Origin of the sequence: Ohtaekwangia kribbensis, assembly GCF_042676245.1 — a bacterium.
Lineage (GTDB): Bacteria > Bacteroidota > Bacteroidia > Cytophagales > Cyclobacteriaceae > Ohtaekwangia > Ohtaekwangia kribbensis.
Genome location: NZ_JBHTKA010000007.1, coordinates 609,523 through 635,915 on the forward strand (window position 1 = coordinate 609,523; position 26,393 = coordinate 635,915).

The window sequence follows — 26,393 nt, forward strand, 5'->3', positions numbered from 1 at the left end:
AAGAATAGGAAGTAAGATTCTTTTTAAGGGCACTCGTTGTTTTTGGGACAGCGGGTGCTTTTGTTTTTTTAGGGCGGTATGGTTTTTTATGGGAATGTAGTACTGGTGATGTTGGAATTGCCGGGTATAAAATGTTCCATTAACGCTGTTTATTATGCAAACTATAGATGTCCCGATTGTAGATGAAATATCTTTTCGCGATCTGAAAGAAGGAAATTCCATTCAGGTGCGTGTTACGGTGTTGAACGATGAGCAGACACGTTTTGAAAAGGGAAATACAGTGCGTGTAACGTGCAAGAATAAAAGCGCAGTAGCGAAGATCGTTTCTGATCCGATTATTATTGATGAAAAGACCGATGCCGACCATAAAGTATTGTCGCTGATCGTGGAAGAAGAATGAGACTACACTATATATAGCACGTAGCAAGTATGATCTTATAACCTTTACGATCCCTTTAATGTCTGATAATCTTTGGTACCGGTACGTCACCATTTACTCCTTGGATGTGGAGACGTTTTTTGATTCGAACGATGATGGTATAGGAGACTTCCAGGGGCTTATTCAAAAGCTTCCGTATCTGAAACAACTGGGTATAGATTGCCTTTGGTTGCTCCCGTTTTATCCGAGTCCTAACCGTGATGACGGATACGACATTGCTGACTTCACCGCAGTTGATCCGCGCCTCGGCACGCTCGATGATTTCCGGCAATTTCTGATGGCAGCCAAACAACTTGGTATATATGTGCTGATTGATCTGGTAGTGAATCATACGTCTGATCAGCATCCGTGGTTTAAGAGTGCGTGCAGTGATCGTAATTCTCCGTATCGCGAATACTATATATGGTCAGACTATATCCCGCAAGGACAGCATAAGACTATATTTCCGGGCGAGGAGGACAATACATGGACCTGGAGCGAACAGACGGGTCAATATTATCACCATCGTTTTTACCGCGAGCAGCCGGATCTGAATATATATAATCCGAAAGTAAAGGAAGAGGTACGCAAGATCATAAAGTTCTGGCTTGATGAAGGTGTATCCGGGTTTCGTGTGGATGCTGTTCATATCCTGATTCAGTTCGCGCGTCCTGATCATGTTAATGGTCAGGATCACGAAGCTATCCTCGATGACATGAGGCGCTGGCTCGATGAGTGTAATTCCTCTGCCGTGATGCTGGCGGAAGCAAATGACGATATTGATAAATTACCGCGGTACTTCGGTAATAGCGATCGCATGCACCTGATGTTCGACTTCATTACCAATCAGCATTTGTTTCTGGCGCTGGCGCGTAATACAGCCCAGCCGTTGCGCGAGGCGATTGATATTCTTTTGAAAGTACCTATACCAGCCGGTTGTGGCTACGTAAATTTTATACGCAAGCACGATGAGCTCAATCTCGGCAAACTGAAAGAAGATGAACGTAACGAAGTATTTGAAGCATTTGCTCCCGAAGAGTATATGCGCATCTACGGACGTGGCATACGCAGGCGACTGGCGCCAATGCTGAATAATGATCGTGCACGTATGGAGATGGTATATAGCATTATGTTTTGTTTGCCGGGTACATCCATGATCCGGTATGGCGATGAACTGGGCATGGGCGAAGATCTCCAGTTAAAGGGCCGTGAAAGTATACGCACGGTTATGCAATGGTCTTCCGGGAATAATGCAGGATTTTCAAAGGCATCAGCCGAAGCATTGCCATACCCCGCAATCGACAAAGGTACGTTCAGCTATAAGAATATAAATGTGGCGGAGCAACTGCGGGAGGAATCGTTTCTGCAGTGGATGACCAGTGCTATACAATGCCGCCAGCAACTCGGTGCTACTACCATCGATAAATTTAAAATGCTGGAGTCCGGGAACGAATCGGTTATTGTATTTCGATATGACGAAGGTTCAAAGCGATTTATACTCGTTCACAACCTGAATGATATGCCTGCTTCATACGCGTTAACCGAAGATATAGGCGCTGTGATGTGTTTTTTCGGTCCGGGTATACTGGGCAATAATCGCGAGTTACAGCTGGGACGTTACGGCTATGCCTGGCTAAAGAATATATAGCTAATATATAGTATAAAGATGAAGCCGGTAAAGATTGGATATCACGCATCGCATGAACAGTTTCTTCCCAGTGAATTGCTGCGATGGGTGGTTGCTGCGGAAGGCGCGGGGTTTCAAGCGGCACTCTCCTCGGATCATTTTTACCCGTGGAGTGAACAGCAGGGGCAAAGTGGTTTTGCATGGTCATGGTTGGGCGCTGCGTTGCAGGCTACGTCCAGAATTGATTTCGGTATAGTCAATGCACCGGGGCAACGGTATCATCCTGCGATTATAGCACAGGCATGCGCTACGTTAGCAGAGATGTTCCCGGAACGATTCTGGATTGCTATCGGCAGTGGACAAAATCTGAACGAACATATTACTGGTGATCGCTGGCCCGGCAAACCCGAACGCAATGCGCGATTGTTCGAGAGTGCAACCATTATACGCAGGCTTTGGGCGGGTGAGACAGTTACAACGGATGGGCTGGTGGTTACGGATGAAGCGCGGCTATATACTTTGCCTGCCAGGCAACCATTATTGCTTGGAGCAGCCGTAACGGAAGCAACAGCACGCTGGATCGGAAGCTGGGCTGATGGCCTGATTACAACATCACGACCGACAGAAGAATTGAAACACATGCGCGATGCATTTATACAGGGTGGAGGAGAAGGTAAACCGATCTACGTGAAAGTACAACTTTCGTATGGCCGCTCAGAAAAAGAAACACGTGGCGAAGCATTACTCCAATGGCGCAATAACATTTTCGATAACGTTGTTATGACCGACTTGCGAACTCCTGCGCAATTCGATGCCATTGGTAAAAACGGTTGACGTAAAAGAGCTGAAAGAGAAAGTATTTGTCAGCTCATCACTACAACAACATATGGATTGGTTAAGTGAATATATAGATGCAGGCTTCACAAACCTGATGCTTCACAACGTAAACCGTCATCAACAAACCTTCATCGAAGATTTCGGTGACAAAGTATTACCGGTACTGAAGGGTTTATAGTTCATCTTGTTCGAACCGAAACGGCGTGCATACGTTATATATTGGAGCACCGTAATCATTTCGGCAAGCGGGAATTGACAATTCATGACCGGGCTCTGAAATAATGAATAATATATTCAGTTGTCAATTATTATCCATACCTTTAGCATGCTTTATCAGCCATTCCTCCAATTGTAGAACGCTCTTATCTAATGTCCGCACTTGAGGATAAGTCATTTTGAAGAAACGTAATAAAGCAGTCGTCTTTACGAAAGAATAATACTTCAGGCGAGTATTGCAAACGAGGTAAACCACTCTCTAGTCATTGTTGTAGATTACTAATTAGTGTTATCAGGCAAATTGCATAATGAATTGTTCAAAACGTTATGCGAGATGTATCTCTTCCATTAAGGATCAAAGACAGATTCATCTTTATAAAAGATCTGTGTAGAAATTAAATATCAATAAAAATAGCCTATGAATGGAACATTCAGCAAAAGAGAAAAAGAAAAAAAGAAAGAACAAAAGCGAAAAGAAAAGGAAGAGCGCAAGGCCGAAAGGAGGGCGAATGTAAAAACGGGACAATCGCTGGAAGATATGCTGGCTTATGTGGATGAGAACGGTAATATTACTTCTACACCGCCAGATCCCAATAAAAAATATACTACCAGGACAAATGATATTATTATAGGAGCCCGCAACATTGACAGCGCTTCTGTAAAACCGGTTCGTAAAGGTCGTGTAACTTATTTTAACGTTCCAAAAGGATACGGTTTTATCAAAGATCTGAATACGCAGGAAAGCATTTTTGTGCACGCCAATGCTCTGAAAATTGCCATAAAGGAAAATGATATGGTATCATTTGAAACGGAGCGTACGCCCCGGGGGTTCAATGCAGTAGAAGTGAAGAAAATATAATATTTCAGAATGGATCCGGGTGTTGAAGTGCTTATTCGCAAGGGGTATGACTCTGATCGTAAAGACCTATATTACCTTACACTCTTTACAAAGCTTGAAGATATGAATGAACTCTTCATGCATCCGGATATAATCGATATCATTGGAAAAAACGTGGTTCGTTTGGAGAAGATCGACAATTACCGCTTTAAGCTATTTGTCTCGAAATAAACTTAATTGAATATAGCGAACGCTATAGCAGTGGTATACTTTAAAAATACGAATGGAAGTTCTGCTTCCACCAGAAACTGAAACTGGAGTGGGGATGGTCAAGAGAAATCCGGGAGGCCAGATGCGTTACAGCTTCTTCAATCGTAGTTCCCTGCAGGGGCGTTCGCTTTTCATGTTGATCCACCATATAGAAGTAACCACTTTGTGTCTGCAGTACAATTTCGATATGTAGATCGCTGCTATAGATGTGTTGCAGTACTTCGCCTACATAACTTCGGTCAATTATTCGCTGTGTCATAAGTATAGGTATTGTCCTAGAAAAAAAACCTGCCCCAATGCAACAGGTTTTTTGAAATTATACTATGCTACTTCTACCGGTTTTACACCTAACTGTTTTAGCAATCTGGCGTGGCCTCCCAATGCTGCTATAAATGTGTGGGCGCTTTTATAGGGTAAACCAAATTCGGCTGCTGTTTCCTTTACGATGCTTGCTATCTTTCTATAATGGACATGGCATACATTGGGGAATAAATGGTGCTCAATCTGGAAATTCAAACCACCCACATACCAGGAAAACCAACGGCTTTTGTTGCCAAAGTTTGTTGTGGTGTGTAGTTGATGAACAGCCCAGTTATTTTCAAGCGTGTTATGTTCATCCGGAAGCGGAAACTCGGTGCCTTCAATAACGTGTGCCGGTTGAAAGATAATAGCCAGTATAAAACCAGCGATATAGTGCATAACAACAATACCAATAAAAATTGTCCACCAAGGTAAATTTGTAAAGAGCAGGGGAATTAAGAATATATAGCCGAGGTATACAACTTTGGTAGCCACGAGTATAAACCACTCTTTCACGATATTGGCGTTGTTCTTTTTGGCCATTCCGTTTTTATGATAGCGCACAATGCGAACAAAATCCTTTACAAATAACCAGACCAGCGTCATTAGTCCGTAGAGAAACCATGCATATATATGTTGGTAACGATGAAAGCGCTTCCAGGCAGAGTGCGGTGTGAGGCGCAGTACACCGCGTGGACTTATATCTTCATCCTCTTCATGCACATTGGTAAAAGAGTGATGAAGTACATTATGCTGCATTTTCCAGTTAAATGAATTGGCGCCAACGAGATTGAGGGAATATCCCATGGCTGTATTCAGCCACTTCTTGTTTGAATATGCGCCATGATTGGCATCGTGCATTACGGATAATCCTATACCTGCCAGCCCGAGACTCATAATTATTGTCAATAATAATAGTAACCAGCTGTTGGTAATGCCCAATGCTATGATACAGGCATACGGTATAAAATACAGCGAAAACATAAACACCGTCTTTATCAGCATTTCTTTGTTGCCATGTCTGGAAATACCCGTTGTCTTAAAATAGTCGTTTACTCTTTTGTTGAGCGTGTTCGAAAAGTCGCGCCTTGTGGTGGAAAACGTTACGGTTTTGTTACTTGTCATTCTTTATAGTCAGGTGTATATATAGTTTGTTCTTCTAAAATCCGGGAGATTAGAATATAGTTGTTTGTGGTCTTGCTTTTGAAACACGGAGTTTGCTGCCAAAGAAGCTGGCATTTGAAAGCTTCCGAACGGCTTCCATAGCTTCACGATCATCGGGCATATCAACAAAGCCAAAACCTTTTGAAATGCCTGTAGATTTGTCAATCATAATTTTAACGGAAGCAACTTTACCAAATTCAATAAACAAGGCTTTTAAGGCATCATCAGTAACAGCACGATTAATGTTGGTCACAAACAGATTCATAATAAAAAAGTTGAATGGATAATAGGAAAACTGAGACCTGCGTCTCTTTCAATTGATAAAATCTAAGGAGGAATAATCTGTTGGTGAGAATTACCTTCGGCGGATTCGAGGAATTGAATAACAAAACTACATAAAATTATCCGATAAAGTTCAATCACTGTTTGGAGATGCGGTGAAGATGAGTGTGAACACGCGTTGTCATCGGGCTGAAAGCAACAGCTATACATGTTTACGCATACAGTTCATTGTTTTAACGATATAATTTTATATGTGCGTATAATCTTCATCAATTATATTTATATAAAGTAAAAGCAGGAGTTTTGTTGCTGTGTAAATTTGAATTTTATAGGTTTACCGGTTTATTTAACTATCTTTGTGACATCAATTGCGGATTCTTTTAATTCACCCCATATTCTTCTCGAATTCGGAGTCTCTTAATCCTCTCCACAATTACTGGTTTTTTATAGCAGTTATAGCCGTTCGTAAGGTCTGTAAAATCTTATAGAGACTTGTGAAGATCATAAGGACCTTCACCATTTAGTGAATATGCATTCCAGGGATTAACAGAATTTGTAAGGGCTCTGTACGAAAGAACATATATTCTTATGTATATAATCCGAAGGAACGAAAATAAACTCAAAACATTAAGTAGCGTATTGCTGATAGCCGGAAGGAGTGCATTCTTAATTATGCCAGGGCTATGTAATTCAGCTTCGTTATCCTCAAAAAAGAAATTACATTTTAATTTTTATAATCATGAACATCTATGTTTCAAACATCGCATTCAAAGCAACCGACACTGACTTACGCGAGTTATTTGAACAGCACGGTGAAGTATCATCGGCAAAAATCATTTTAGACAAAATGACGCAACGCAGTCGCGGCTTTGGTTTTGTCGAAATGCCAGACAATGCATCTGCTCAACAGGCTATATCTGAACTGAATAACTATAATTTTCTGGGTAAAGATATATCTGTAAATGAGGCGAGACCAAAGACTGACGCACCACGAAGCGGTGGTTACGGTAACCGCAGCGGTGGTGGTAACGAAGGTAACAGTTTCAGAAAACGCTGGTAATTTGTTGATTACGATCTGCCGGCAAGCTATATTTGAATAGCTTGCCGGTTGATTGTGTCTATACTTTTTAGGGGCATGGCTTCATGCCGCTTCACGTTGGCTATAATTTTATACACCTGAAGATATAGAGGGAGTGTACTATAGATGCGATAGTTGCCACATAGGTATATATTCGGCAACATCATTAAACGTAAGGTGTTAAATGGTATTGAAAACTAATCCGCTGGAAACGCCATCGTGCTTAACAAAGCATTTTCCGCCTGGCGACTGTCCAACCGCGTATGCTGTACTACAATCGGAATGTCAGATTCAATGATACAGGCGTAATCTGTTCCGGTGGGAACGGACTGCGGATCTTTCAGGTCGTTAAAGCGAACATGTTTGGTTCTTCGTGCTGCAACATCTATTTTGTATGGACCTACCGGATCGCGGTCTGAAAAGTAAATGGTAAACGTTACGTGCGCATCTTCATCGTTGGCATTGAGAATGCAGGCTGTTTCATGACTCTCCATTTCAGGAGCAGGTCCTGTGCTATAGGTGGGTATATACCCTTCGGCTATCGCCCATATTTTATGTCCGATGGTTTTCATCCGTGATCGTTTACAAAATATACCGGTAAAAAGAAATGCCAATGCAGGTCGTGTGCGAATCTGTGAAAAGCATCCGTTCGGAAGAAAAAATGACGCTTTCGGAAACATACTTTGCACACCGGGGAGAAAGCTTCTATACTTCGGCTTTACGATTTATAGATGCATCACAATTATTCGTACGACCTTTTTATATCGCATGCGGTAGAAGACAAGATTCTACTGGTGAACGAACTTGCTGCACGACTCGAAGCACAAGGTATAAAAGTGTGGTATACCGGGCAGGAACTTAGTATTGGCGATGTGGTATGCGATACACTGGTAGAAGGTATGCGTCACTGCCGCTATGGTATTGTTGTTTTCAGTCCAAGCTATATATCAAAAATGAAGCCCTCGGCTGAATTCAGTACACTGATCAATTATAAACGCCAGGGCGAAAAAGTAATTATACCGGTACTGTTCGAAGTTACACCGGGTGAATTGGCGATCAGGAATATATTACTACACAATGTCATGGCTATATATAGTAGTAATGGATTGGATGATATCGTAACCCGTTTATTACAGCAAATCAACTTACCGCACAAACTTTCTCCCGCTAAAAGTACATCCGTATTTAAATCCCGGAAGGGTAAACTATATGCCGCCCTGTTACTGGCTGCCGGGGTGGTGTTGCTTCTTTACGGCTTTAGTATGTTGCTGATGTAACGTGATAAAAGGTATATATGTAGCATAGAATGCGAGGTCCGCGATCGGTTGTATAGGTTTATTTATACCGGTCGGTAAATCGTTTCGGAAAGAAAAATGATACCTTCGGAAAAAATCTGCTGCATCCCGGAGAAAACTTTTTACCGGCAGCGATTCCGTGGCGTATTTCATTCTATGAACGAAGTGATATGCGGTTTAACAATTACATAGTCCGCACAACGGTGCTGTTTCTATTCCTGGTTCTGCTGCAGGGATGTGCCTTCAGCCAGGCCGATGATCAAACGGTATACATTACCCGCACAGGCAACAAATATCACAAGAGTACATGCCAATACCTGAAGCATAGTCGCATCGGTATAGAGATTTCGGTGGCAAAGGAGCAAGGCTATACTCCCTGCAGCGCGTGTCACCCAGGTTCTACCAAGAACCCCGTAGCGCCTGCCAAACCACAACAGCAAACTAAACAGCAGATACAGCAGGTACGCGGTTCTTCCGAAAAAGTAACAGCATCTGAGAAGACAGTTACAGCATCACGACAGTGCACAGCCAAAACAAAATCAGGCAGTCGCTGCAAGCGCATCACGCAAAATGCCAATGGAAAATGCTGGCAGCATCAGTAGCAGTGAAAGATTATAATGAAAGATTATAAGATTGGAGATTATAAAATTAAAAAGGAGTTAGTGTTTATCGCTTTTGTTACCACTATGTTTTACAAACAGAAAATTATAATGTTTCAATTTTCCAATTTTAAAATCCATGTATGAATTTCTATTGTGTCGATACTGATGCAGGGCAGAAGGGTGAGCATATCGTACACCGTGTCAAATGTCAATATTTACCTTCGGACAAGATCGAGCTTGGGCCGTTTCCTTCCTGTTACGAAGCCATTCAGGCAGCTCGTAAATATTACCGGCATATAAATGGATGCCAGCATTGCTGCATCGAATGTTATCGCGTGCAAACAGTTTAGGCGAGGTTAACAGATTTGTTTGTCGTGTTGGCAACTCCGGCTTCCTGCGGCTTCACCAGCGTTTCTGTTAACTGTCGCGAACTGATCTCAAAATTTTCAAGGTGTTGGTGAATTTCGCGAAGTGTAGCCTGCGAAAGTGTGGAATCTTTCATCACCGCCAGGTATTCTTTCTGCGTCATGGCTTCTACAGTCGTGCAGCAGTCAGATAGTGATCTTCGTTTGTAGGAGACTTCGAACTTCATCCAGCGCAAGGCTTTTCGATATATGGTATCTTTCGTAAGATCCAGCGCCTGGGCTGAGCCATACGCGATGAGCCAGCGCGAAAGATGATCTTTATTTACCTGCGATTGATATGCAAATTCATGAAAGAGGTCATGCAGCATAGCATTTTTGGAGATGAGTGCGGCATGCTTGTAAAACTCTTCACGCTCATGGTTGGCCATAATAAGTCTGACCAGGTCTTCTACATTCTTCACTACATTTTCCATTGGGATAAGTATAATATTGTGATTTATAAAATACCGTGCCAGGTGTTTAGCGTCCTCCTTTACCGACATAGACAAATTTATACTGTTACCGAAGCCAGTGATTAACATGGTGTATCACGTTCGGAAACATAAAGGCAGCGTTGGGAAACAAAATATAGTGCTTGGGAAAGATCGTCATGTTAATAGGAGGTGGGTGATTAGCTTGATGGATAAACGTTAATTCACGAACCCTATGGACTTTAAAGATCAGATCAAACAACTTGGTGATCGCGTAGCCAAGATGCTGCCTCAGATTCAGACGGAGGAAGCTACCAAAACCTCGCTTACGTTGCCCTTTATTCAGATTCTTGGTTATGATATATTCAATCCGGCTGAAGTAAATCCTGAATTTGTAGCAGACCTCGGCATTAAGAAAGGCGAGAAGGTTGATTATGCCATTATGAAAAATGGTGAACCGATTCTGCTGATCGAATGCAAGCACTATCAGGAAAAACTCGATCCACACAACTCACAGTTGTTCCGGTATTTCCATACTACCAAAGCTAAATTCGGATTGCTCACTAACGGCTTGCATTACCGCTTCTATACCGACCTGGTGGAAGCAAACAAGATGGACGAAAAACCGTTCTTCGAATTTATGCTTACCGATATCAAAGAAGCTGAAGTAGATGAACTGAAGAAATTTCACAAATCGTACTTCGATCTCGAAAGTATATTTACTACAGCCAGTGAATTGAAATATTCCAACGAGATAAAAATAGTGTTGACTTCGGAGTTTAAAGAACCAAGCGAAGACTTCGTACGGTTCTTCATCAGTAAAGTATACGATGGCAAGGCTATGCCCAAAGTAGTATCACAGTTTACCGGTATAGTGAAGAAATCGGTTAACCAGTTGATCAGCGATATGATCAACGACCGATTGAAATCAGCTTTGGCAAAAGAAGCTGAATCAGAAAAAGCACGCGTGACAGAAGAAGCCGCAGCACGCCCGGAAGAAGATAAAGCCATTGAGACAACGGCACAGGAAATGGAAGGCTTTATGATTGTGAAGTCGATTATACGAAAGAAGATCGATGCCAATCGAATTGTTGCCCGCGATACCAAAACGTACTACGGCATTCTGCTGGATGACAACAATCGTAAACCGCTATGCAGACTCTGGTTTAACGGTACGAAAAAATACCTCGGCTTGTTTGATGAAACTAAAAACGAGACACGTCATGAGCTGCAAAAGCTGGATGATATCTTTAATTATACCGAGCAGCTTTTGAAGAGTGTTGATCTGTACGAAAAAGAAGAAAAAGTAGCAAACCCTATATAGCTACTTTCGGCCCGAAGAAAATTACCCAGGTAGAAAAGTCATCGGTAAAATTCTGAAAGCGGTGTACAACACCGGCCGGCACAAACAGAAAGTCGCCCGCTTTGAAAGGTATAATTTCCTGCTCGTAGAGAAAGTCACCGGAGCCGGCTATAATGATATAAAGTTCATCCTGGTCGTGTGGATTCTGAAGATCAACACGATCAGGTTTATATACCTCGACAGACAGTGTATCACGTCTGAAAAATTCTGCAAAAAGTTTGTTTGAATTCTTTAATGAACGCAAGGCGTCTTCGGGGGAGATCTTCATATCCGGGATTGAGACATCAAGATATTATATGCAGTATAAAAATGCAAAATACCCTGCAATAGAATAGTTGATATAGCTTATCATATTCTGCTCGGTCGTGAGATCAGGATATAGCAGGATGAGAAATTACTCCGTTTTCTCAGCCGGAAGCGTAAAGAAAAATGTAGCCCCTTCGTTTACTTTGGCTTCGGCCCATACGCGTCCTCCGTGGCGGGCGACAATACGTTGTACAATGGCGAGTCCGACACCGGTGCCTTCGAAATCACTGGGTTTGTGCAGCCGCTGAAATACACCAAACAGCTTTTCGGCATACTCCATGTTGAAGCCGGCTCCGTTGTCTTTTACGTAGTATACTATATATCCATTGTCGCGATACGACCCGATTTCGATAGCCGGATTTTCTTTTTTAGCAGAATACTTATAGGCATTCGAGATGAGGTTAATCCATACCTGCGTGAGCAGCGCACGGTCTGCGTATGCCGGTAGTAGTTCGTTAACGGTAACTTTTGCGTGATAGTCACTGGCATCGGTAACATCGCTGATCACATCCTTCACCAGGTCCGCTATATTTATCGCTGACTTCTTGACTTCTTTTCGACCCATCTTGGAGAACTCCAGCAGGTCATCAATGAGCGAACCCATTTTGATAGCATTTTTGTGGATTACGCCCAGCATACGTTTCGCCTCATCATCCAGTGTATCGTTATAGCTTTCTTCCAGCATTTTTGAGAAGCCTACCAGCGCACGGACAGGCGCGCGAAGGTCGTGCGAAACAGAGTATGAAAACGATTCGAGTTCTTTATTTACTTCTTCCAGTTGGAAAAGGTTCTTCTGCAGATCAGCGTTCAATTGTTTGATCTGCGCATCGGCTTTTTCAAGCGACTGATTTTTTTCGATCAGTTCTTTTTTCTGCAATTGTATCTTTAGCAGAACCGATACCTTGGCCGTGGTAAGTTCCGGGTCGAGAGGTTTGGAGAGATAGTCAACAGCACCTTCTTCAAAACCTTTCATCACCGATTGCCGCTCTTTCTTTTCGGCTGAGGCAAAGATGATGGGTATATCTTTTGTTTTTTTATTGAGCTTTAATATCTGCGCTACCTCGAAGCCATCCATCTCCGGCATTTGTACATCGAGAATGATCAGGTCAATATCATTGTTCAGGGCAAGCTTCAGCGCATCATTTCCATTGGTCGCATTCAGAAAAGTACGATCGGGTTTATCGAGTAACGTTTCCAGCGCATATATATTGGCTGGTTTGTCGTCAACGATCAATATAGTTACACGTTCCTGCATAGCTACTTCATCTTCATGAATATCTTTTCTTTCTTGTCCGTTTCTTCAAAGCAATCTTTTTTATCAGCAAACAAAAGCGATTCTTTGTCACCGAGTCCTAAAAAGCCAAACGAGCATAAACTCTCATGAAAAAGATTGACAACCCGGTTCTGAAGGTCCTGGTTAAAATACATGAGAACATTTCTGCAAATGATAAACTGAAACTCATTGAAGGATTTATCGGCTACCAGGTTGTGCGGAGAGAACACCACATTTTCACGCAGCGACTTATCAAACAAAACGGAATTATACTTTGCTATATAGTATTCGGAGAAAGCTCTTTTCCCTCCGGCTTCCATATAGTTGCTTGTATATAGTTTCATGCTGCCGAGCGGATATACTCCTTCGCGCGCAATCTTCAGCGACTTCTGGTTTATATCCGTGGCATAAATGATGGAACGATCCAGCAGGTTTTCTTCTTTCAGTAAAATCGCAATCGAGTATATTTCCTGCCCCGTAGCGCAGCCGGCTATCCAGATACGAAGCACCGGGTACGTGGCCAATCGTTTCACTACTCTTTCGCGTATACTTTTGTAAAAGGTCGGGTCTCGAAACATTTCCGTTACGGTAACGGAAAGCTCCTGTACAAACTCTTCGAACAAGTGCTCGTCCTTCAACAGCATTTTTCCGAGCTTGTCGAGTGCATATATATCCCGGTTCTTCATGAAGTGCACGATTCTCCGCTTTACGGATAGTTCAGCATACTCTGTAAAATCGTACCCGTATATAAAGCGGATCGATTCCAGTAGTTCTTTGAATTCAATATCGTCAATCGTGATCGTCATGCATAACTCAACGGTATAGCCATACGCGCATCAGCGAAAGCAGTTGTTCTAGGTTCACCGGTTTGGATATATAGTCTGACATGCCTACGGCGAAACATTTCTCTTTATCTTCCTTCATAGCCTTGGCTGTGAGTGCAATGATGGGCAGTGTCTTCAGCGACTCGATCTTGCGAATCTCCTGCGTGGCTTCATAGCCATCCATCTCCGGCATCATTACATCCATCAACACCAGGTCGATCGACTTGTCTTCTTTGACAACGTCAAGGGCAACTTTTCCATTCTCGGCCGTTACCACCTCCAGTCCTTCGCTCTCCAGTGCGTTGGTGAGCGAGTATATATTTCGCATATCATCATCTACCAGCAATACTTTTTTGTTTTGCAAGACTTCATCAGACTTGTGCAGATTGCGAATGATGCGTTGTTTCTCCTTCGGCAATTTGGATTCTACGCGGTGCAGGAATAAAATCGTTTCATCCAGCAGGCGTTCATGCGAGTCGGCAGTTTTTAGTACCACCGTATTGGCAAGTTTGCTCAGCTGGCTGCTCTCTTCTTTCTTCAGATCTCTGCCGGTATATACGATGATGGGAATCTGGTTGATGTTGCCGTCCGATTTTATTTTCTCAAGCAATTCAAAGCCCGTCATGTCGGGCAGGCCGAGATCAACAATGATACAATCAAACGATCTTTCCTGAAGTATTTCAAACGCTTCTTCACCGCTATAGGCTGAAGAACATTTCACATCACTGTCAGCAATCAGTTCACGAATCGCACCGTTCTGTTGCTCGTTGTCTTCTACGATCAGCAACTTCTTGAGTTTTTTATTCGAGAAACGCTCGATCTTTTCAAAAGCGCCCTGCAAGTCCTGCGTAGATACAGGCTTCATAATATAGTCGAAGGCACCCAATTCAAGACCTTCTTTTTTCTGATCGTAAGCTGAAATGATTTGAACCGGTATATGGCGAAGATCGGGATTGCTCTTGAGCTGTTTGAGTATTTCAGTACCGTCCAGCCCCGGTAATTTCATGTCGAGTAATATAGCAACAGGTTTATAATGGCGCGCATAGCTGATCGCGGCATTACCCTGTGTAGCGATAACACCTTTGTACCTCCGATCGTGTATGAAGTCGAGCAGTATCTTGCTGAACTTCTCATCGTCTTCAACGATCAGTATCACACGATCGCTTTCGATAATATCATTGCGATCATCGTGGGAAGGAGTAGAGGTCGGCACTTCGGCTGAGATGGGGAGGTGTTTATATTCTATTTTGAGAGGTTCCTTTTCCTTGATTTCAACTTTCTTATCTATAGAGGAACTATATGAACTATCGAAGTGGAGGGGTAGATATAGTGTAAATGTACTGCCTTGTCCTTCTTCACTTTCCAAATGTATTTCACCTCCGAGTGCATAGGCAAGTTCGCGACTGATGGACAGTCCCAATCCTGTACCGCCATATTTACGTTTGGTTGACCCATCGGCTTGTTGAAATGCTTCAAAGATTATATCACGTTTAGCCTTGGGTATACCAATGCCCGTGTCGGAAACAGCAAAGGCAACCATGTTGGGTATATTGTTTAGATCTTTCTTGCGGAAGGGTATAAATGCATCGGGCTTGTAAATCTTCAATTGCACCTGGCCGCCTTCGTAGGTAAATTTGAACGCATTGGACAACAGGTTACGAATGATCTGCTCTACGCGTTGCCGGTCTGTTGTAAAAGCAGGAGGAAGTGAATCTTCTTCATAGTCGATTTTGAATGTAACAGACTTGTTGTGGGCAAGCTCTGTGAACATAGATGATATATGCGTAATGATATCATGAAACGGAACGTTCTCGATCTCCAGCTGCATTTTGCCAGCTTCGATTTTTGAAAGGTCCAGGATTTCGTTAATCAGGTTGAGCAGATCGGTACCGGAGTTATATATATTCTTCGAGTATTCAATTTCCTTATCGCCAAGCCGGTTGGTTTTATTTTCCGATAGCAACTGTGCAAGGATCAGGATGCTATTGAGTGGTGTTCGCAGTTCGTGCGACATGTTTGCCAGAAACTCGGATTTGTACTTACTGGTAACTTCAACTTCGCGCGCTTTTGTTTCCAGGCTAACTTTGGCGTCTTCCAGTTTTTCGTTTTGTTCTTCCAGCAGGTTTGATTTTTCTTCGAGCTCGGTATTGATCTGCTGCAATTCCTGTTGCTGCATTTTTAATTCTGTTTCCGATCGGGACAGCAATTCTGTTTTTACATGAAGTTCTTCATTGGCCTGTCTCAATTCTTCCTGCTGCGCTTCGAGTTCCTCGGCCTGTGTTTGTGTTTCAGTCAGAAGCAATGCTGTTTTTTCGCGCGCCCGTGCCGATACCAAAGCAATCGCTATACTATCAGACACCAGTTGCAGATATTGCTGCTGTATATCCGTGAAGTCATATATACTCCCCAGCTCGATCACACCGATTACTTCATTTTCAAAAATAAACGGAACGACAATTATATTCTTCGGACGCAGTTGTCCAAATCCCGTTGCAACATTAAAATAGTGCTCCGGTATATCCCGCAACAGTATAGATCGCTTGTCGTTCGCGGCTTGTCCGGCAGCGCCTTGTCCAAAACGCAGCGACTCAATGGAAGTATTATTTTTATCAACTGAATAAGTAGCGATCGGGTAAAGGGTACGTTGCTCCGGGTCTGTAAGGTATATTACTCCGGCCTGTGCATTTAAATACGTTACCAGTTGGTTGATGGTGATCTCGGCCAGATCGTTCAGTGGTTTGTTTCCCTGTATACTTCGAATAAGGTTTCGGTTTCCCTCCAGGTTCCAGTTTTTAATTTCGGCTTCTTTCTCGGCACGTTTCAACGCACGCAGGTTCGTGGTGATCAATATGTATACCACCACCAGCGTAAATCCAATTACGAGGAGTAAGATAATGAAGAGAATGTTGAAATTGCGTGAATCGGTCTCGCTGGCAAGTTTACGCTGATCAAGTAATTTTTGCTCTACACCTTTTGCCTTGGCTACCATGTTTCTGATTTGTTGCAGTATTTGCCTGCTTTTACCAGTAGAGAACTCGGCTATAGCTTCATCATAGTTGGTCTTTCGTAACCCGATAAATTGTTCCAGTTGTTGTATATGCCGGATTGTTAAACTATCTAACTTCCTGGCGTTGTTTTGTTGTCCCGGATTGTCAACCGTTAGTTGAAGGATTTTGTTGGTGTGATCGGACAAACTGAGTTTCGAATTATAGAATGGCTGCAGAAAATCTTCTTTACCCATGATGACAAAACCGCGAGCGGCATTTTCTGCATCGATGGAATATACCAGCACCTGCTCAAGTTCATAAAGAACCTCTTGCGTGTGGGTTACCCATTGATTCGTGATAACAAGTTTCTCGCTGTTGTTATACGAGATAACAACCACAAATAACAGCACAACCGAACAGATAGAAAATCCGAGGAGTATTTTTTTATCCAACGTTAACTTCATAGTATACGAGAATCGGTTAATAAAAAATCAATCCAACAGGCACACCGATCGGGCAGTGCCATACGGGCGATCCAGGTAATCGACCCGATACTTTTTAATAAATCATGCAAAAATCCCTAACCCTTGACTGCGGGCTATTCTCAACGACCTTCTATAAATATAAATGAAAGCTCCTAATCTTCAAAAAATAAAATACATCAATACACAAAGAATCATCATGTTGTTTATGCATGGATTTCTTATGCCGGGGCACATACACTATAACGATGAGGCTACACGCATTTGCAAATACTCGTTGTGAGACATTGGACAATTGGAAATTGTACTTTTTGCACACTGATGGTAGTATACATAGTAACTCTCATCTGTGTTGAAATGACATTTTAATATCCCGTAAAAGGAAGGATGAAAACCACCTTGATAGAAAATAGCGGTACGCGCGGATATGCTGCAATTCATAGGAAAAAATGCTCTATAGTAGCTTATTTAAGCTGCTATCACCGAAGAAAAGCACGCGTTCACCTCATTTTACCCGCGGGCGCAAAGAAAAGCACTTACATAATCGTTATAGATATAATAAACCCACGGGCATAGGCATTAGCTTGGACAAACGAGGGAGATGCGTGCCGCCCAAGTCTGGTTGTAACGATAACCTAATTTATATACCGCTATGGAACGCAAACAATTTTTGAAACGTCTGGGTATGGGAAGTCTCATCGTACCCTTGTTGCAGGCTTGCAGCAGCGATGATGATGATGCAACATCAGGCGCATGCAGCACAACGCCTTCTGAGACTGCGGGACCTTTCCCGACGAAAAATCCTTCATCCCTGGAGATGGTAGATATACGTTCTGACCGGACGGGATTGCCGCTCACGGTGAAGATTACGATCCAGAATAAAAATAACAATTGCGCTGTGCTGGCAGATGCTATTGTAGATATATGGCATTGCGATAAAGATGGTTATTACTCCGAGTATGGCGGCACGTCCATGCAGACGGTTGATTTTACTTCGGTGCACTTCCTGCGCGGAAGACAGGTTACTGACAGCAATGGACTTGTTGGATTTACCTCTATATTTCCCGGCTGGTATTCATCGCGTGCGCCCCATATACATGTGCATATTTACAACGCCAGCGGAGTGTCATTACTGGTTACGCAGATCGCTTTTCCAAGTGAAGTAACGGACGCAGTATATACTACGGCTACACAATATTATACCAAAGGCAAGCAGGATACATACAATTCATCCGACAACATTTTTGCTGATTCGGTTGCGAGCGAGCTGGCTACGTTAACCGGTAATACAACGGATGGCTATGAGCTTACCCATACCATTGTGGTAAATGCCTGATCAATGTATATAATGTAGTATATTCAGAATATAATTATGGCAAAAGGTCTCATACGGCTGTGTTACGCCAAGGTAATAGATGCTTCGGCATCGGGTACGTGGGAGAAGTATGTATTTGATGATACATACCGTGAGTTTTTTATGCAGGCGCAATACTATAATCAGCAGCAGAAGTTTTCAAGCTTTCGCGAGATTCTTGAGAACGATCCGAAGGCTGACCGGTTGCATGCCCTGGTGAGTACGGCAGCTATAGGCTACCTGCGCCAGTTGAACGAACGTATACCGGATGTTACCAATGTTTCAGGCAAGGTGTTTATTCCGTTCAAAAATTTCAGATTTGAAATTATGCAGTCGCATGTGAAGGATAAATACCAGCATAAGATTGCCATTCACTTTTATAGCGAGGTATTAACGTGGATTGATACGGTGCAGAATATGTTTCTGCTGGCTATTGGTGATCAGCGCGATGCCTTACGTAACGGGCAGATGATCGATACGGAGATGGTTGCCTGGCGCCCGAACCTGGGCATCAGTGCATTTCAACTGGCTGCGGCGGTACAGACTATAGATGCACACGTGCAGGAGGGAAGTGATCTTAAACTATAGCCTTATGCTGTCGAAAACAAAAGCGATGATATACCTGGCCGACCAGCGCGGGTGTTCACAGGAAGACTGGTTCCGGAGTTTCCATATTTTCAATGCCGGTAAATATTTTCATGAAAGCAGAAGGCCGTTCGGCAACCTGAAGGCATTCAATGATACAACGCTGAAAAGTGAACATACGCTGGTGCGATATGCCAGGGAAGACACGGTAATTATGCTGTTGCCGATGGTAGGTGCACTGAATGTTCGCATTGACGCTGGTGAATATATACTTGCCGATGTAGGGGAGGCATTTACCGCGGCAGTTCCGAAAGACTCGGTAGTAGAGATCGCCAATCCGTACGAAGATGAACTCATCAATTTCCTGGAGATATGGTATACAGTGCCTTCCGGAAATATAGCGGCTTCCGGTAAAGTTCTGTTTGATCTGGACAATCGCAAAGATATACTTGTTCCACTGGCATTGGATGCTCAACTCAGTTCAGGTGCATCGCCCTGTATCGGCAAATTTAACGGCAGGGGAGAAGGTATATTTACTCCGGCCGACAGCAACAGTGGTGTTTTTGTTTTTGTACTGGAAGGTGCTTTTGAAGTCGCCAACCGGTTGCTACATGCACGCGATGGCCTGGCGCTGTGGGAAGTGGAAGAAGTGGATTTCGAAGCGCTGTCTAATAACGCGATTATTCTGTTTGTAGAGGTAAAACTCACCTGAAGTATAAAAGGCATCCCGCAGTATATATAGCAGGATGCCTTTAGTTTTTTAAGTATTGATGATGTTTATGTATTGATAACCGAGCCGCCATTCGGGTGTAGTACCTGGCCGGTAAAGAACGATCCTTCCCGCGAAGCGAGAAATACATATGATGGTGCAATCTCTACCGGTTGAGCCGGCCTGCCGAGAGGTGTATCCTTACCAAACTTTTCAACTTTCTCTTCATCGAACGAAGCCGGGATCAGCGGTGTCCAAACCGGGCCGGGAGCTACAGCGTTTACGCGTATACCTTTCTCGACCAGTGATTGGGACAAGCTCCTGGTAAACGCAATGATAGCGCCTTTGGTAGACGAGTAATCCATCAGCGTCTGATTACCCTTATACGCGGTTACCGAAGCCGTGTTAATGATACTGCTTCCTTCCTGCAAATGCGGTACAGTATATTTGATCATATAGAAGTATGCAAAGATGTTTACACGAAATGTATACTCCCATTGCTCCGCACTGATCGATTGTACATCTTTCTGCTCGTACTGCACGGCTGCGTTGTTTATCAGTATATCTACGCGCTTGAAGCGTTGCAGGGTCTGATCCACGATATTCTTGCAGTTTACTTCCTGCGATATATCCGTAGGTATCAGCAGTGCTTCCTTTCCATATTTACGAATGGCCTGAGCGGTTTCTTTTGCATCCTCGTGTTCATCGAGGTAAGCAATGGCAACATCAGCTCCTTCCTTTGCAAATTGTATAGCTACTGCGCGACCTATACCAGAATCACCACCCGTAATGATGGCTACTTTACCTTCCAGTCGTCCATAGCCCGGATCGTCTGTATCGTAGATCGGACGTGGCGTCATTTCCTTTTCTATACCCGGCTGCCGGTCCTGGTGCTGCGGTTTTATATCAGCCGGTTTATTGATCATTACTGTTTCCATATAATATATAGTTTAGTACCGTAACAGCGCAGCTATTTTACCCGAGCCTGGCATTTTTTCTTTTTCAAGAATGTGAATGTCTCCACCGGTGAGTATCGTTTTGATAACTGCTGTGTTCAGCAGGCATTCGTCTCCGCTTTGCTGCGCCTCATGTATTTCGAGTTTGTTGGCCACCTCATCAAACGTTCCCCAGATGCGTTCGCCTTTTTGCACGAACAGGTGCGATACTCTGCCGTAGTAGGCCGCCGGTATAACATCGGCTGGTACGGATGATGTGCGTTCGGTAGCAGACTGGTTCCCGTAATTATCGAGTGCTTTCTTGTGGCGCTCTTCAAAGTAGGGAGCCATTACGTCCATTGCTTTCTGATGAAGTTTGTTTACATCTTCATGTTCGTAGCTTCCGGTAAGCGCTTCGTTCCAGATATAGTTATAACCTGTAACCGATTTGAAGATCGGAATCAGGTAATCTACACCCGCCAGCAGCAGCGGTACATTTTCATTGTGTAGTAATTCTTCCCACAGTGTCTCATCCACCTCTTCCAGGTATAGCGCTATATTTTCTTTTTCGTCCGGTTTACCGGCTCCTATACCATGATAGTTAGCACCGCCACCAGCACCGCTGCTTCCGGTTCGCCAAAGTTTTTGGTCGTCTTTTTCTTCGAAGTGGACAACATCATCTATACCATTCGGCATTTCCGGAATGGGTATATGTTGTATACCGAAGGCATCAACTTTGAAAACTTTGGATTGTTTTTTACTCATCACCAGCAAATAGAAATATTCTCGGTTGGTCATCATCGGGATGAGTTGTTTCAGGAAGAATGAACCGCCCGTGAGCACGCCTTCCTCCACCGGTGCTTCCGGCATTTTGATGTACTTGAATATTTTGTCGGATATAAATATAGCGAGACCTGCCTGCTGGCTTCTCCAGAATGTATCATCTTTCAGAAGATCATAGCCCGGAGCCAGCATGCGTACTACGGTTGTCTCATCCACACCATTTTGACGGAGCTGCGATGAAACCTGCTGCAATATATTCTTGAATACTACGAGATCCTGCTTCTCATTGACTTCTACACCGGCCTGGTGTGTAGCCATGAATGCAGTTATATAGTGACTGGCGTTGTGATTGAAGAGTTCTTCCAATAAAGGCTTGGTGAGAACGCCCGGAAGTTCCAGCCCCTCCGTTGTATCGCGTCTGCCATTCTGCGCAAGTCCGTTTTCAGAAATTGAAGACGAACGCGATGCCTTGGACGCTGTTTTCCTATACCACTTATTCGGTTTGCCGTCTGCGGCATATTCGGTTTGCTTATCTGCATTACGATTGGGATGCCGCACTTTTACATTAGCCGGCATTTCTTCCTGACCATCGGTATACTTCTCGGCTGTTTCGAGGTATAAATCCAAGGCACCCTCTTCTTTCAGATGCAGCTCAATGTTATTGTCTTTGCCCTGTCCGGTTGGTTTTCCTTTGAATTTCCCTTCTCTGTCCTTTCCCATAATCAAACGTGTTTAAATTCAACAGAAATGGGTAAATTATTATACCGCGACTCTGCCTTCAGACACGTTTCAACACAGGTTCCTCACCTTCATTTTCGAAATGAGGGCTGCTTTTCTACACTTCTCCGAAAGTGAAGAATTTTATAACCGAAGCGATGCAATTATAGGACAATATAGATTGCGTCAGATTGCATCAGGGGACGCTGGCAAGTTTTCCTTCCAGGTATTTCAAATGATACACGGTCATGGCATCTTTCGTTTTGGGGATTGCTTTCTTCAGCCGCGCTTTGATCTCCGTGAGTTTATTTTTGATGATTGCATCAGCATCTGAAAATGCAGATGTATTCTTGGAGAGATCCAGCAACTTGTCGACATAATATCGCTGCAGGTTTCTCCTGTAGATACCAATGGTGCTATAGTTAGCCAGCTCTGTCCACATGTATTGATCGAGATCGTCCATATAGTTTATCAGCCGGTATGCCCGTGTCTCATTCAGCGCTTCGGCCTCGGCAATGCGTGTAAGCGTAGTATAGCTCAATAAAGAATTCAATACACGCTCCTGCGATTGGGCTATAATTTGTGTAGCGTTCTGCCCGATGCGCGCTAGTATTACGGTGTCCAATAACCACACGGGTGGTTGAAAGATATGTTTGTTCAGAAAGCTAAGTGCATCCTTTTGCAACGAAGCAGGAACTACACTATATACCGGACCGATTTGCTCAGATGATTTTATAGTCTCATAGGTACCACCGATATAGGTTGTTACGTGATTGAGGTAATAATCATATTGGTTGGTGACACCGTTGTAAAGCTGGTTGAGGTTTTTATAGCCTTCATTGGGAACGTACGTCCACGCGTTAAGTCGCGGTATAATGCGTTTCAGATTTTTTATACCGTATTCACCGGCCTTCATCGCATTGTCGCCTATATCTTCGGTTTGTACACGCGGATCGTCTGTTGAAAATTCAGAGGCAAACCAGAACTGCTGATCTTTCATTTTCTCGATGATGGCTCCATTTAAAAACGGAATTTCTTTTTCAGAAGAAGGTATATCCGGGTAGTATCGATATCCATACTCAATTGCCCACAGATCATATTTACCAATCCGTGCAATCAGTCCGCGTTCGCTTATACTGTCTTCGGGTTGTGCTACATAATTAAAACGGGCATAGTCCATTATAGAAGGTGTGTGTCCGTTTGCTTCCAGCCAGGCACGGTCGCGCAATTTTTCAACGGGAACAGTGGAGCTTGCTCCAAAATTATGAGTGAGTCCAAGGGAGTGCCCCACTTCGTGCGCAGCAACCGAGCGAATGAGTTCGCCCATGAGGTCATCATCAAATTTCATTTTCTGTGCACGCGGATCACTCGCGCCACATTGCACCATATACCAGTCGTGCAATATCGACATGAGGTTGTGATACCAATTGATGTGACTCTCCAGAATTTCTCCGCTGCGTGGATCGGTAATGATCGGCCCTGCAGCGTTGGCGATAGACGATGGTTTATATACGATGGCAGAGTGTCGTGAATCTTCCAGGCTCCAGTCCGGGTATACTTCCGGATCGGGAGCTTCGCGTGCCTGTATGGCATTTTTAAATCCGGCTCTTTCAAACGCTACCTGCCAGTCTTCTATACCTTGCTTCAGGTAGGGCACCCACTTTTTAGGAGTTGCCGGATCGATATAGTATATAATAGGTTTCTGCGGTTCCACCAGTTCGCCATTCCGATAGCGCGCCATATCTTCCGGCTTGGGTTCGAGTCGCCAGCGCTTGATATAGCTTACAACTTTTACACCCTGTGGGTTCACATCATAATCGGTATAGCGTTCCGTAAAATAGCCTACACGCCTGTCTGCAAAACGTTTTCGCATAGGTGTCTTTGGCAGCAATACAATGGATGTGTTCAACTCCAATGTAAATGTATTATCACTTGAAGATTCATCGTAGGTTTTGATGGTGCGTATCTCCAGGTTTAGCGGATAGGATTTCACATCTTTAATATAGCTCATGTTGGGAATGATGCCCCCGATGTGCATTGTTTTCCGTGACGATGCACTGAAGAAGAGTACATCGTTGGTACCATTGATATAGTCGGTGATATCGATGACACTTCCTTTACCCCGGGGTGAGTATGCGCCAATTCCAAATGCTGCCACCAAGGGTTGCAAGTTTGAACGAACAACAGCATTGTACATAGCCGTTGTACTGTCGCCAGCATTATCCTGGTAAGAAATTCTGCGGAGGAAAATTTTATGAGAGGGGCCTTTTTCAAATCGGACAATCGTATTGCCGATCTGGTCGCCTGCATACCCTATATATTCCTGTCGCACACCGGCAGCACCTTGTGCTATACGGCTTACAATGAGCAGATCGCGGCCCAGTAAACTATCGGGTATTTCGAAGTAATACTGATCGTCTACTTTATGCACCGTGAAAAGCCCTTTGCGTGTAATGGCATTGGGTTTAATGAGACTATAATATTTACTCGGTGCGGTAAGCTGTGCATTACCGGCAGGAACTGATGACGGAGTCTCGGTTGTGTCGCGCCTGATCGTGTCCTGCAGCAGTTGGTTAAAAATAAGAGCGGTAGTGTCAGGAGGCGTTGTTACAATCGGGTTCTGACCATGCGATTGCTGCCATGCCGTAAAAACAAGTATAAGAATAATAATACTTCGCATACGTACTCACATTTTCAAAGTAAAGTTAACTGCTTCCCGGGTAAAGAGGTTCGTGCGGTCATCCGCTTTATACGTGCTATATCGAAAATAATATGAACTGTCCGTTTTTACCACAGTCAAGTCTGTAACATGTCCACACCATTCCTCAACAACTTTGCCTTTTTAAATGCTTTTATCGCGCTGTATTGCCGGGCATAGTTTTGTTAACAACAGACTGTATAAAAGTTAATTATTCTTAAAACAAAAATCATTACAGTGCTATGAAAAAGCTTATGTTATTATTTGCCGGAATGCTTATGTTAGGCATTGTGGCAGTGAATGCGCAACAGGTTGATACAACAGGTGTAACACCATCACCACAACAGGAACAACCTTCTGCAACTCAGCAGCCTTCTGATCAATACATTCAGAAAGATTATGATGTAGTAAAATCAGCAGATGTACCAGCATCCCTGAGAACTACATTAAAAGGTTCTGAATATACGGGTTGGGAAAGCGGCTCAGTATACCGTAACAAAACTACAAATGGTTACATGGTTCGCATCGGTTCCGGCGATCAGACTAAAAACTATTATTTCGATAAAGGCGGTAAACGCATACAGGACCCAGGTTCAAGCAGCAGACCATAAGTTCTGAACGCGTAGGTTTTCTGATAAATGAAAAAACCGGCTGATAGTGCCGGTTTTTTATTGACTATATATTTCTGCTTATGAACCTATGCCTGTTTATAGGGTAATGGTTTTCTTCTGAAAAATTTCAGGTATATAACAATAGATCCGGCAGCGATCAGTATGGGCCATATATATACCAATGCTATGACAAGAGTAATTAGTCCTTCCCAGCCGGTTTTCATGGCATCGGTAAATTTGTCTTTCGAGGTTGTGGCATCTGCAGCGGCTACTTCCTGTGATATAGTCTGGTAGAATTCCAGATTGATCGTGCTATAGCTGATCTGCTCTTTCAGATAATTCATGCGGCTGATGGTGGCTTCAATCTCCTCGTGAAGCGCTCCGATCTGTTTTTCAGCTTCTAAAAGTTCTTCTATACTGCCCGCTTTTTTCCGCAATATATCCATGTAACGCTCTTCCACTTCACGTTTGGTTTTAAGGCGTGACTCCAGGTCTACAAATTCTTTCGATGCATCGGTGGTGTTCACATCACGGAAATTTACGAAGCGCGCTTCCTTATCGATATCTTTCAACAGGTCATAAAAGAATTCACTTTGTACACGAATGCTGAGTTTGTTTTCGAGGATAGGATTGTCAAGACGCAGGTTGGATCCAGAAATATAGGCCGGATATTTCTTTATAGCGGCCTCTATATTTTCGGTAGCACGTTTTACATTCTCCACCTCAAAACGATAGTTAACCGTTTTGATGAGTTTTGTTTTGCCATCGGAGTAGAGATCGCGCTGTGGCTGAGGTGTAGCTGCCAGTTGATTTTGCGTGAGCTTGTTTTCGGCAGTAACCAGTTGTTCGTCCGTAATGGTATCTGCGGTCGATAGTTCTGCTTCCTGTTTAGCAGCACAGGCAGAAAAAAGACAAAGCGATACCAGGAAAATATACCATGTATTTTTCATAAGTGTTGTTGTTAAAATGGTAGAGAGAAAGAAATCAGTGTGGGCAATATCCTA

At 43.5% G+C, this 26,393-nt stretch carries 27 protein-coding genes; 14 read left to right on the top strand and 13 right to left on the bottom strand.

The window, feature by feature from the left end:
• The first annotated feature begins 154 nt into the window (after positions 1–154).
• The 6 genes from ACFQ21_RS17730 to ACFQ21_RS17755 all read left to right on the top strand — a co-directional run bounded on the left by ACFQ21_RS17730 (position 155) and on the right by ACFQ21_RS17755 (position 4,167).
• Positions 155–400, top strand: coding sequence for a hypothetical protein (locus tag ACFQ21_RS17730; protein WP_377580619.1), 246 nt, complete (start codon positions 155–157; stop codon positions 398–400).
• A gap of 106 nt (positions 401–506) precedes the next feature.
• Positions 507–2,066 (top strand): alpha-amylase family protein, encoded by a 1,560-nt coding sequence (locus tag ACFQ21_RS17735; protein ID WP_377580620.1) that lies wholly within the window; start codon positions 507–509, stop codon positions 2,064–2,066.
• A gap of 18 nt (positions 2,067–2,084) precedes the next feature.
• Complete coding sequence (locus ACFQ21_RS17740) at positions 2,085–2,879, top strand: TIGR03885 family FMN-dependent LLM class oxidoreductase (RefSeq protein ID WP_377580621.1); 795 nt, start codon at positions 2,085–2,087, stop codon at positions 2,877–2,879.
• Positions 2,857–3,060, top strand: a complete 204-nt coding sequence (locus ACFQ21_RS17745) for a hypothetical protein (protein ID WP_377580622.1) — start codon at positions 2,857–2,859, stop codon at positions 3,058–3,060. Before ACFQ21_RS17740 ends, ACFQ21_RS17745 begins: the two co-directional genes overlap by 23 nt.
• A gap of 456 nt (positions 3,061–3,516) precedes the next feature.
• The gene (locus ACFQ21_RS17750; RefSeq protein ID WP_377580623.1) at positions 3,517–3,957 is read left to right on the top strand and encodes a cold-shock protein; all 441 of its coding nucleotides are present in this window, start codon (positions 3,517–3,519) and stop codon (positions 3,955–3,957) included.
• 9 nt (positions 3,958–3,966) lie between these two features.
• Complete coding sequence (locus ACFQ21_RS17755; RefSeq protein WP_377580624.1) at positions 3,967–4,167, top strand: hypothetical protein; 201 nt, start codon at positions 3,967–3,969, stop codon at positions 4,165–4,167.
• 40 nt (positions 4,168–4,207) lie between these two features.
• On the opposite strand, the gene ACFQ21_RS17760 is transcribed toward ACFQ21_RS17755, so the two are convergent.
• From ACFQ21_RS17760 to ACFQ21_RS17770, 3 genes are all read right to left on the bottom strand, one after another.
• Positions 4,208–4,465, bottom strand: a complete 258-nt coding sequence (locus ACFQ21_RS17760; RefSeq protein WP_377580625.1) for a hypothetical protein — start codon at positions 4,463–4,465, stop codon at positions 4,208–4,210.
• A 62-nt stretch (positions 4,466–4,527) separates the two neighbouring features.
• Positions 4,528–5,631 carry a fatty acid desaturase family protein gene (locus ACFQ21_RS17765; RefSeq protein WP_377580626.1) on the bottom strand — a complete coding sequence of 368 codons (1,104 nt, stop codon included), beginning with the start codon at positions 5,629–5,631 and terminating at the stop codon, positions 4,528–4,530.
• 49 nt (positions 5,632–5,680) lie between these two features.
• Positions 5,681–5,935, bottom strand: coding sequence for an RNA recognition motif domain-containing protein (locus ACFQ21_RS17770; RefSeq protein ID WP_377580627.1), 255 nt, complete (start codon positions 5,933–5,935; stop codon positions 5,681–5,683).
• 756 nt (positions 5,936–6,691) lie between these two features.
• On the opposite strand from ACFQ21_RS17770, the gene ACFQ21_RS17775 reads away from it, so the two are divergent.
• Positions 6,692–7,012, top strand: coding sequence for an RNA recognition motif domain-containing protein (locus ACFQ21_RS17775; RefSeq protein ID WP_377580628.1), 321 nt, complete (start codon positions 6,692–6,694; stop codon positions 7,010–7,012).
• Between the two features lie 215 nt (positions 7,013–7,227).
• Here ACFQ21_RS17775 and ACFQ21_RS17780 read toward each other — a convergent pair whose 3' ends face one another.
• Positions 7,228–7,602, bottom strand: coding sequence for a sensory rhodopsin transducer (locus tag ACFQ21_RS17780; protein ID WP_377580629.1), 375 nt, complete (start codon positions 7,600–7,602; stop codon positions 7,228–7,230).
• Between the two features lie 159 nt (positions 7,603–7,761).
• On the opposite strand from ACFQ21_RS17780, the gene ACFQ21_RS17785 reads away from it, so the two are divergent.
• Positions 7,762–8,307, top strand: coding sequence for a toll/interleukin-1 receptor domain-containing protein (locus tag ACFQ21_RS17785; protein ID WP_377580630.1), 546 nt, complete (start codon positions 7,762–7,764; stop codon positions 8,305–8,307).
• A gap of 188 nt (positions 8,308–8,495) precedes the next feature.
• Positions 8,496–8,927 (top strand): hypothetical protein, encoded by a 432-nt coding sequence (locus ACFQ21_RS17790; protein ID WP_377580631.1) that lies wholly within the window; start codon positions 8,496–8,498, stop codon positions 8,925–8,927.
• Positions 8,928–9,273: 346 nt separating this feature from the next.
• Here ACFQ21_RS17790 and ACFQ21_RS17795 read toward each other — a convergent pair whose 3' ends face one another.
• Positions 9,274–9,834, bottom strand: a complete 561-nt coding sequence (locus ACFQ21_RS17795; RefSeq protein ID WP_377580632.1) for a hypothetical protein — start codon at positions 9,832–9,834, stop codon at positions 9,274–9,276.
• 163 nt (positions 9,835–9,997) lie between these two features.
• Here ACFQ21_RS17795 and ACFQ21_RS17800 point away from each other — a divergent pair, with 163 nt between their 5' ends.
• On the top strand, positions 9,998–11,086 hold the full coding sequence (locus ACFQ21_RS17800; RefSeq protein WP_377580633.1) for a type I restriction endonuclease: 1,089 nt from the start codon (positions 9,998–10,000) through the stop codon (positions 11,084–11,086).
• Here the strand turns inward: ACFQ21_RS17800 and ACFQ21_RS17805 are convergent.
• The 4 genes from ACFQ21_RS17805 to ACFQ21_RS17820 form a co-directional block, all read right to left on the bottom strand.
• Complete coding sequence (locus ACFQ21_RS17805) at positions 11,079–11,393, bottom strand: cupin domain-containing protein (RefSeq protein ID WP_377580634.1); 315 nt, start codon at positions 11,391–11,393, stop codon at positions 11,079–11,081. The genes ACFQ21_RS17800 and ACFQ21_RS17805 overlap by 8 nt on opposite strands.
• 126 nt (positions 11,394–11,519) lie before the next feature.
• Positions 11,520–12,686, bottom strand: a complete 1,167-nt coding sequence (locus ACFQ21_RS17810) for a sensor histidine kinase (RefSeq protein ID WP_377580635.1) — start codon at positions 12,684–12,686, stop codon at positions 11,520–11,522.
• Positions 12,687–12,688: 2 nt separating this feature from the next.
• Positions 12,689–13,510, bottom strand: a complete 822-nt coding sequence (locus tag ACFQ21_RS17815; protein WP_377580636.1) for a CheR family methyltransferase — start codon at positions 13,508–13,510, stop codon at positions 12,689–12,691.
• 7 nt (positions 13,511–13,517) lie between these two features.
• Positions 13,518–16,979, bottom strand: a complete 3,462-nt coding sequence (locus ACFQ21_RS17820; protein ID WP_377580637.1) for a response regulator — start codon at positions 16,977–16,979, stop codon at positions 13,518–13,520.
• A 670-nt stretch (positions 16,980–17,649) separates the two neighbouring features.
• Between ACFQ21_RS17820 and ACFQ21_RS17825 the strand changes: the two genes are divergently transcribed.
• Genes ACFQ21_RS17825 through ACFQ21_RS17835 form a run of 3 tightly spaced genes read left to right on the top strand, consistent with a single transcriptional unit; the run spans position 17,650 to position 19,648 of the window.
• Positions 17,650–18,333, top strand: a complete 684-nt coding sequence (locus ACFQ21_RS17825) for a dioxygenase family protein (RefSeq protein WP_377580638.1) — start codon at positions 17,650–17,652, stop codon at positions 18,331–18,333.
• A gap of 36 nt (positions 18,334–18,369) precedes the next feature.
• Positions 18,370–18,939 (top strand): hypothetical protein, encoded by a 570-nt coding sequence (locus ACFQ21_RS17830; protein WP_377580639.1) that lies wholly within the window; start codon positions 18,370–18,372, stop codon positions 18,937–18,939.
• A 4-nt stretch (positions 18,940–18,943) separates the two neighbouring features.
• Positions 18,944–19,648 (top strand): pirin family protein, encoded by a 705-nt coding sequence (locus ACFQ21_RS17835; protein WP_377580640.1) that lies wholly within the window; start codon positions 18,944–18,946, stop codon positions 19,646–19,648.
• Between the two features lie 65 nt (positions 19,649–19,713).
• On the opposite strand, the gene ACFQ21_RS17840 is transcribed toward ACFQ21_RS17835, so the two are convergent.
• The 3 genes from ACFQ21_RS17840 to ACFQ21_RS17850 form a co-directional block, all read right to left on the bottom strand.
• On the bottom strand, positions 19,714–20,583 hold the full coding sequence (locus ACFQ21_RS17840; RefSeq protein WP_377580641.1) for an SDR family oxidoreductase: 870 nt from the start codon (positions 20,581–20,583) through the stop codon (positions 19,714–19,716).
• A gap of 12 nt (positions 20,584–20,595) precedes the next feature.
• Positions 20,596–22,083, bottom strand: a complete 1,488-nt coding sequence (locus ACFQ21_RS17845) for a baeRF7 domain-containing protein (RefSeq protein WP_377580642.1) — start codon at positions 22,081–22,083, stop codon at positions 20,596–20,598.
• A gap of 193 nt (positions 22,084–22,276) precedes the next feature.
• The gene (locus ACFQ21_RS17850) at positions 22,277–24,760 is read right to left on the bottom strand and encodes a zinc-dependent metalloprotease (protein ID WP_377580643.1); all 2,484 of its coding nucleotides are present in this window, start codon (positions 24,758–24,760) and stop codon (positions 22,277–22,279) included.
• A gap of 260 nt (positions 24,761–25,020) precedes the next feature.
• Here ACFQ21_RS17850 and ACFQ21_RS17855 point away from each other — a divergent pair, with 260 nt between their 5' ends.
• Positions 25,021–25,389: a hypothetical protein gene (locus ACFQ21_RS17855; protein WP_377580644.1), complete on the top strand. Its 369-nt coding sequence runs from the start codon at positions 25,021–25,023 to the stop codon at positions 25,387–25,389.
• Between the two features lie 86 nt (positions 25,390–25,475).
• On the opposite strand, the gene ACFQ21_RS17860 is transcribed toward ACFQ21_RS17855, so the two are convergent.
• Entirely contained in the window at positions 25,476–26,339 is an 864-nt protein-coding gene (locus ACFQ21_RS17860) for a DUF4349 domain-containing protein (RefSeq protein WP_377580645.1), read from the bottom strand.
• Between the last annotated feature and the right edge of the window lie 54 nt (positions 26,340–26,393).

Excerpts from the sequence above, each read along its gene's own strand:
- ACFQ21_RS17730 (WP_377580619.1), top strand. The coding sequence starts at position 155 with ATGCAAACTATAGATGTCCCGATTGTAGATGAAATATCTTTTCGCGAT.
- ACFQ21_RS17740 (WP_377580621.1), top strand. The coding sequence starts at position 2,085 with ATGAAGCCGGTAAAGATTGGATATCACGCATCGCATGAACAGTTTCTT.
- ACFQ21_RS17745 (WP_377580622.1), top strand. The coding sequence starts at position 2,857 with ATGCCATTGGTAAAAACGGTTGACGTAAAAGAGCTGAAAGAGAAAGTA.
- ACFQ21_RS17750 (WP_377580623.1), top strand. The coding sequence starts at position 3,517 with ATGAATGGAACATTCAGCAAAAGAGAAAAAGAAAAAAAGAAAGAACAA.
- ACFQ21_RS17755 (WP_377580624.1), top strand. The coding sequence starts at position 3,967 with ATGGATCCGGGTGTTGAAGTGCTTATTCGCAAGGGGTATGACTCTGAT.
- ACFQ21_RS17760 (WP_377580625.1), bottom strand. The coding sequence starts at position 4,465 with ATGACACAGCGAATAATTGACCGAAGTTATGTAGGCGAAGTACTGCAA.
- ACFQ21_RS17765 (WP_377580626.1), bottom strand. The coding sequence starts at position 5,631 with ATGACAAGTAACAAAACCGTAACGTTTTCCACCACAAGGCGCGACTTT.
- ACFQ21_RS17770 (WP_377580627.1), bottom strand. The coding sequence starts at position 5,935 with ATGAATCTGTTTGTGACCAACATTAATCGTGCTGTTACTGATGATGCC.
- ACFQ21_RS17775 (WP_377580628.1), top strand. The coding sequence starts at position 6,692 with ATGAACATCTATGTTTCAAACATCGCATTCAAAGCAACCGACACTGAC.
- ACFQ21_RS17780 (WP_377580629.1), bottom strand. The coding sequence starts at position 7,602 with ATGAAAACCATCGGACATAAAATATGGGCGATAGCCGAAGGGTATATA.
- ACFQ21_RS17785 (WP_377580630.1), top strand. The coding sequence starts at position 7,762 with ATGCATCACAATTATTCGTACGACCTTTTTATATCGCATGCGGTAGAA.
- ACFQ21_RS17790 (WP_377580631.1), top strand. The coding sequence starts at position 8,496 with ATGCGGTTTAACAATTACATAGTCCGCACAACGGTGCTGTTTCTATTC.
- ACFQ21_RS17795 (WP_377580632.1), bottom strand. The coding sequence starts at position 9,834 with ATGTCGGTAAAGGAGGACGCTAAACACCTGGCACGGTATTTTATAAAT.
- ACFQ21_RS17800 (WP_377580633.1), top strand. The coding sequence starts at position 9,998 with ATGGACTTTAAAGATCAGATCAAACAACTTGGTGATCGCGTAGCCAAG.
- ACFQ21_RS17805 (WP_377580634.1), bottom strand. The coding sequence starts at position 11,393 with ATGAAGATCTCCCCCGAAGACGCCTTGCGTTCATTAAAGAATTCAAAC.
- ACFQ21_RS17810 (WP_377580635.1), bottom strand. The coding sequence starts at position 12,686 with ATGCAGGAACGTGTAACTATATTGATCGTTGACGACAAACCAGCCAAT.
- ACFQ21_RS17815 (WP_377580636.1), bottom strand. The coding sequence starts at position 13,510 with ATGACGATCACGATTGACGATATTGAATTCAAAGAACTACTGGAATCG.
- ACFQ21_RS17820 (WP_377580637.1), bottom strand. The coding sequence starts at position 16,979 with ATGAAGTTAACGTTGGATAAAAAAATACTCCTCGGATTTTCTATCTGT.
- ACFQ21_RS17825 (WP_377580638.1), top strand. The coding sequence starts at position 17,650 with ATGGAACGCAAACAATTTTTGAAACGTCTGGGTATGGGAAGTCTCATC.
- ACFQ21_RS17830 (WP_377580639.1), top strand. The coding sequence starts at position 18,370 with ATGGCAAAAGGTCTCATACGGCTGTGTTACGCCAAGGTAATAGATGCT.
- ACFQ21_RS17835 (WP_377580640.1), top strand. The coding sequence starts at position 18,944 with ATGCTGTCGAAAACAAAAGCGATGATATACCTGGCCGACCAGCGCGGG.
- ACFQ21_RS17840 (WP_377580641.1), bottom strand. The coding sequence starts at position 20,583 with ATGGAAACAGTAATGATCAATAAACCGGCTGATATAAAACCGCAGCAC.
- ACFQ21_RS17845 (WP_377580642.1), bottom strand. The coding sequence starts at position 22,083 with ATGGGAAAGGACAGAGAAGGGAAATTCAAAGGAAAACCAACCGGACAG.
- ACFQ21_RS17850 (WP_377580643.1), bottom strand. The coding sequence starts at position 24,760 with ATGCGAAGTATTATTATTCTTATACTTGTTTTTACGGCATGGCAGCAA.
- ACFQ21_RS17855 (WP_377580644.1), top strand. The coding sequence starts at position 25,021 with ATGAAAAAGCTTATGTTATTATTTGCCGGAATGCTTATGTTAGGCATT.
- ACFQ21_RS17860 (WP_377580645.1), bottom strand. The coding sequence starts at position 26,339 with ATGAAAAATACATGGTATATTTTCCTGGTATCGCTTTGTCTTTTTTCT.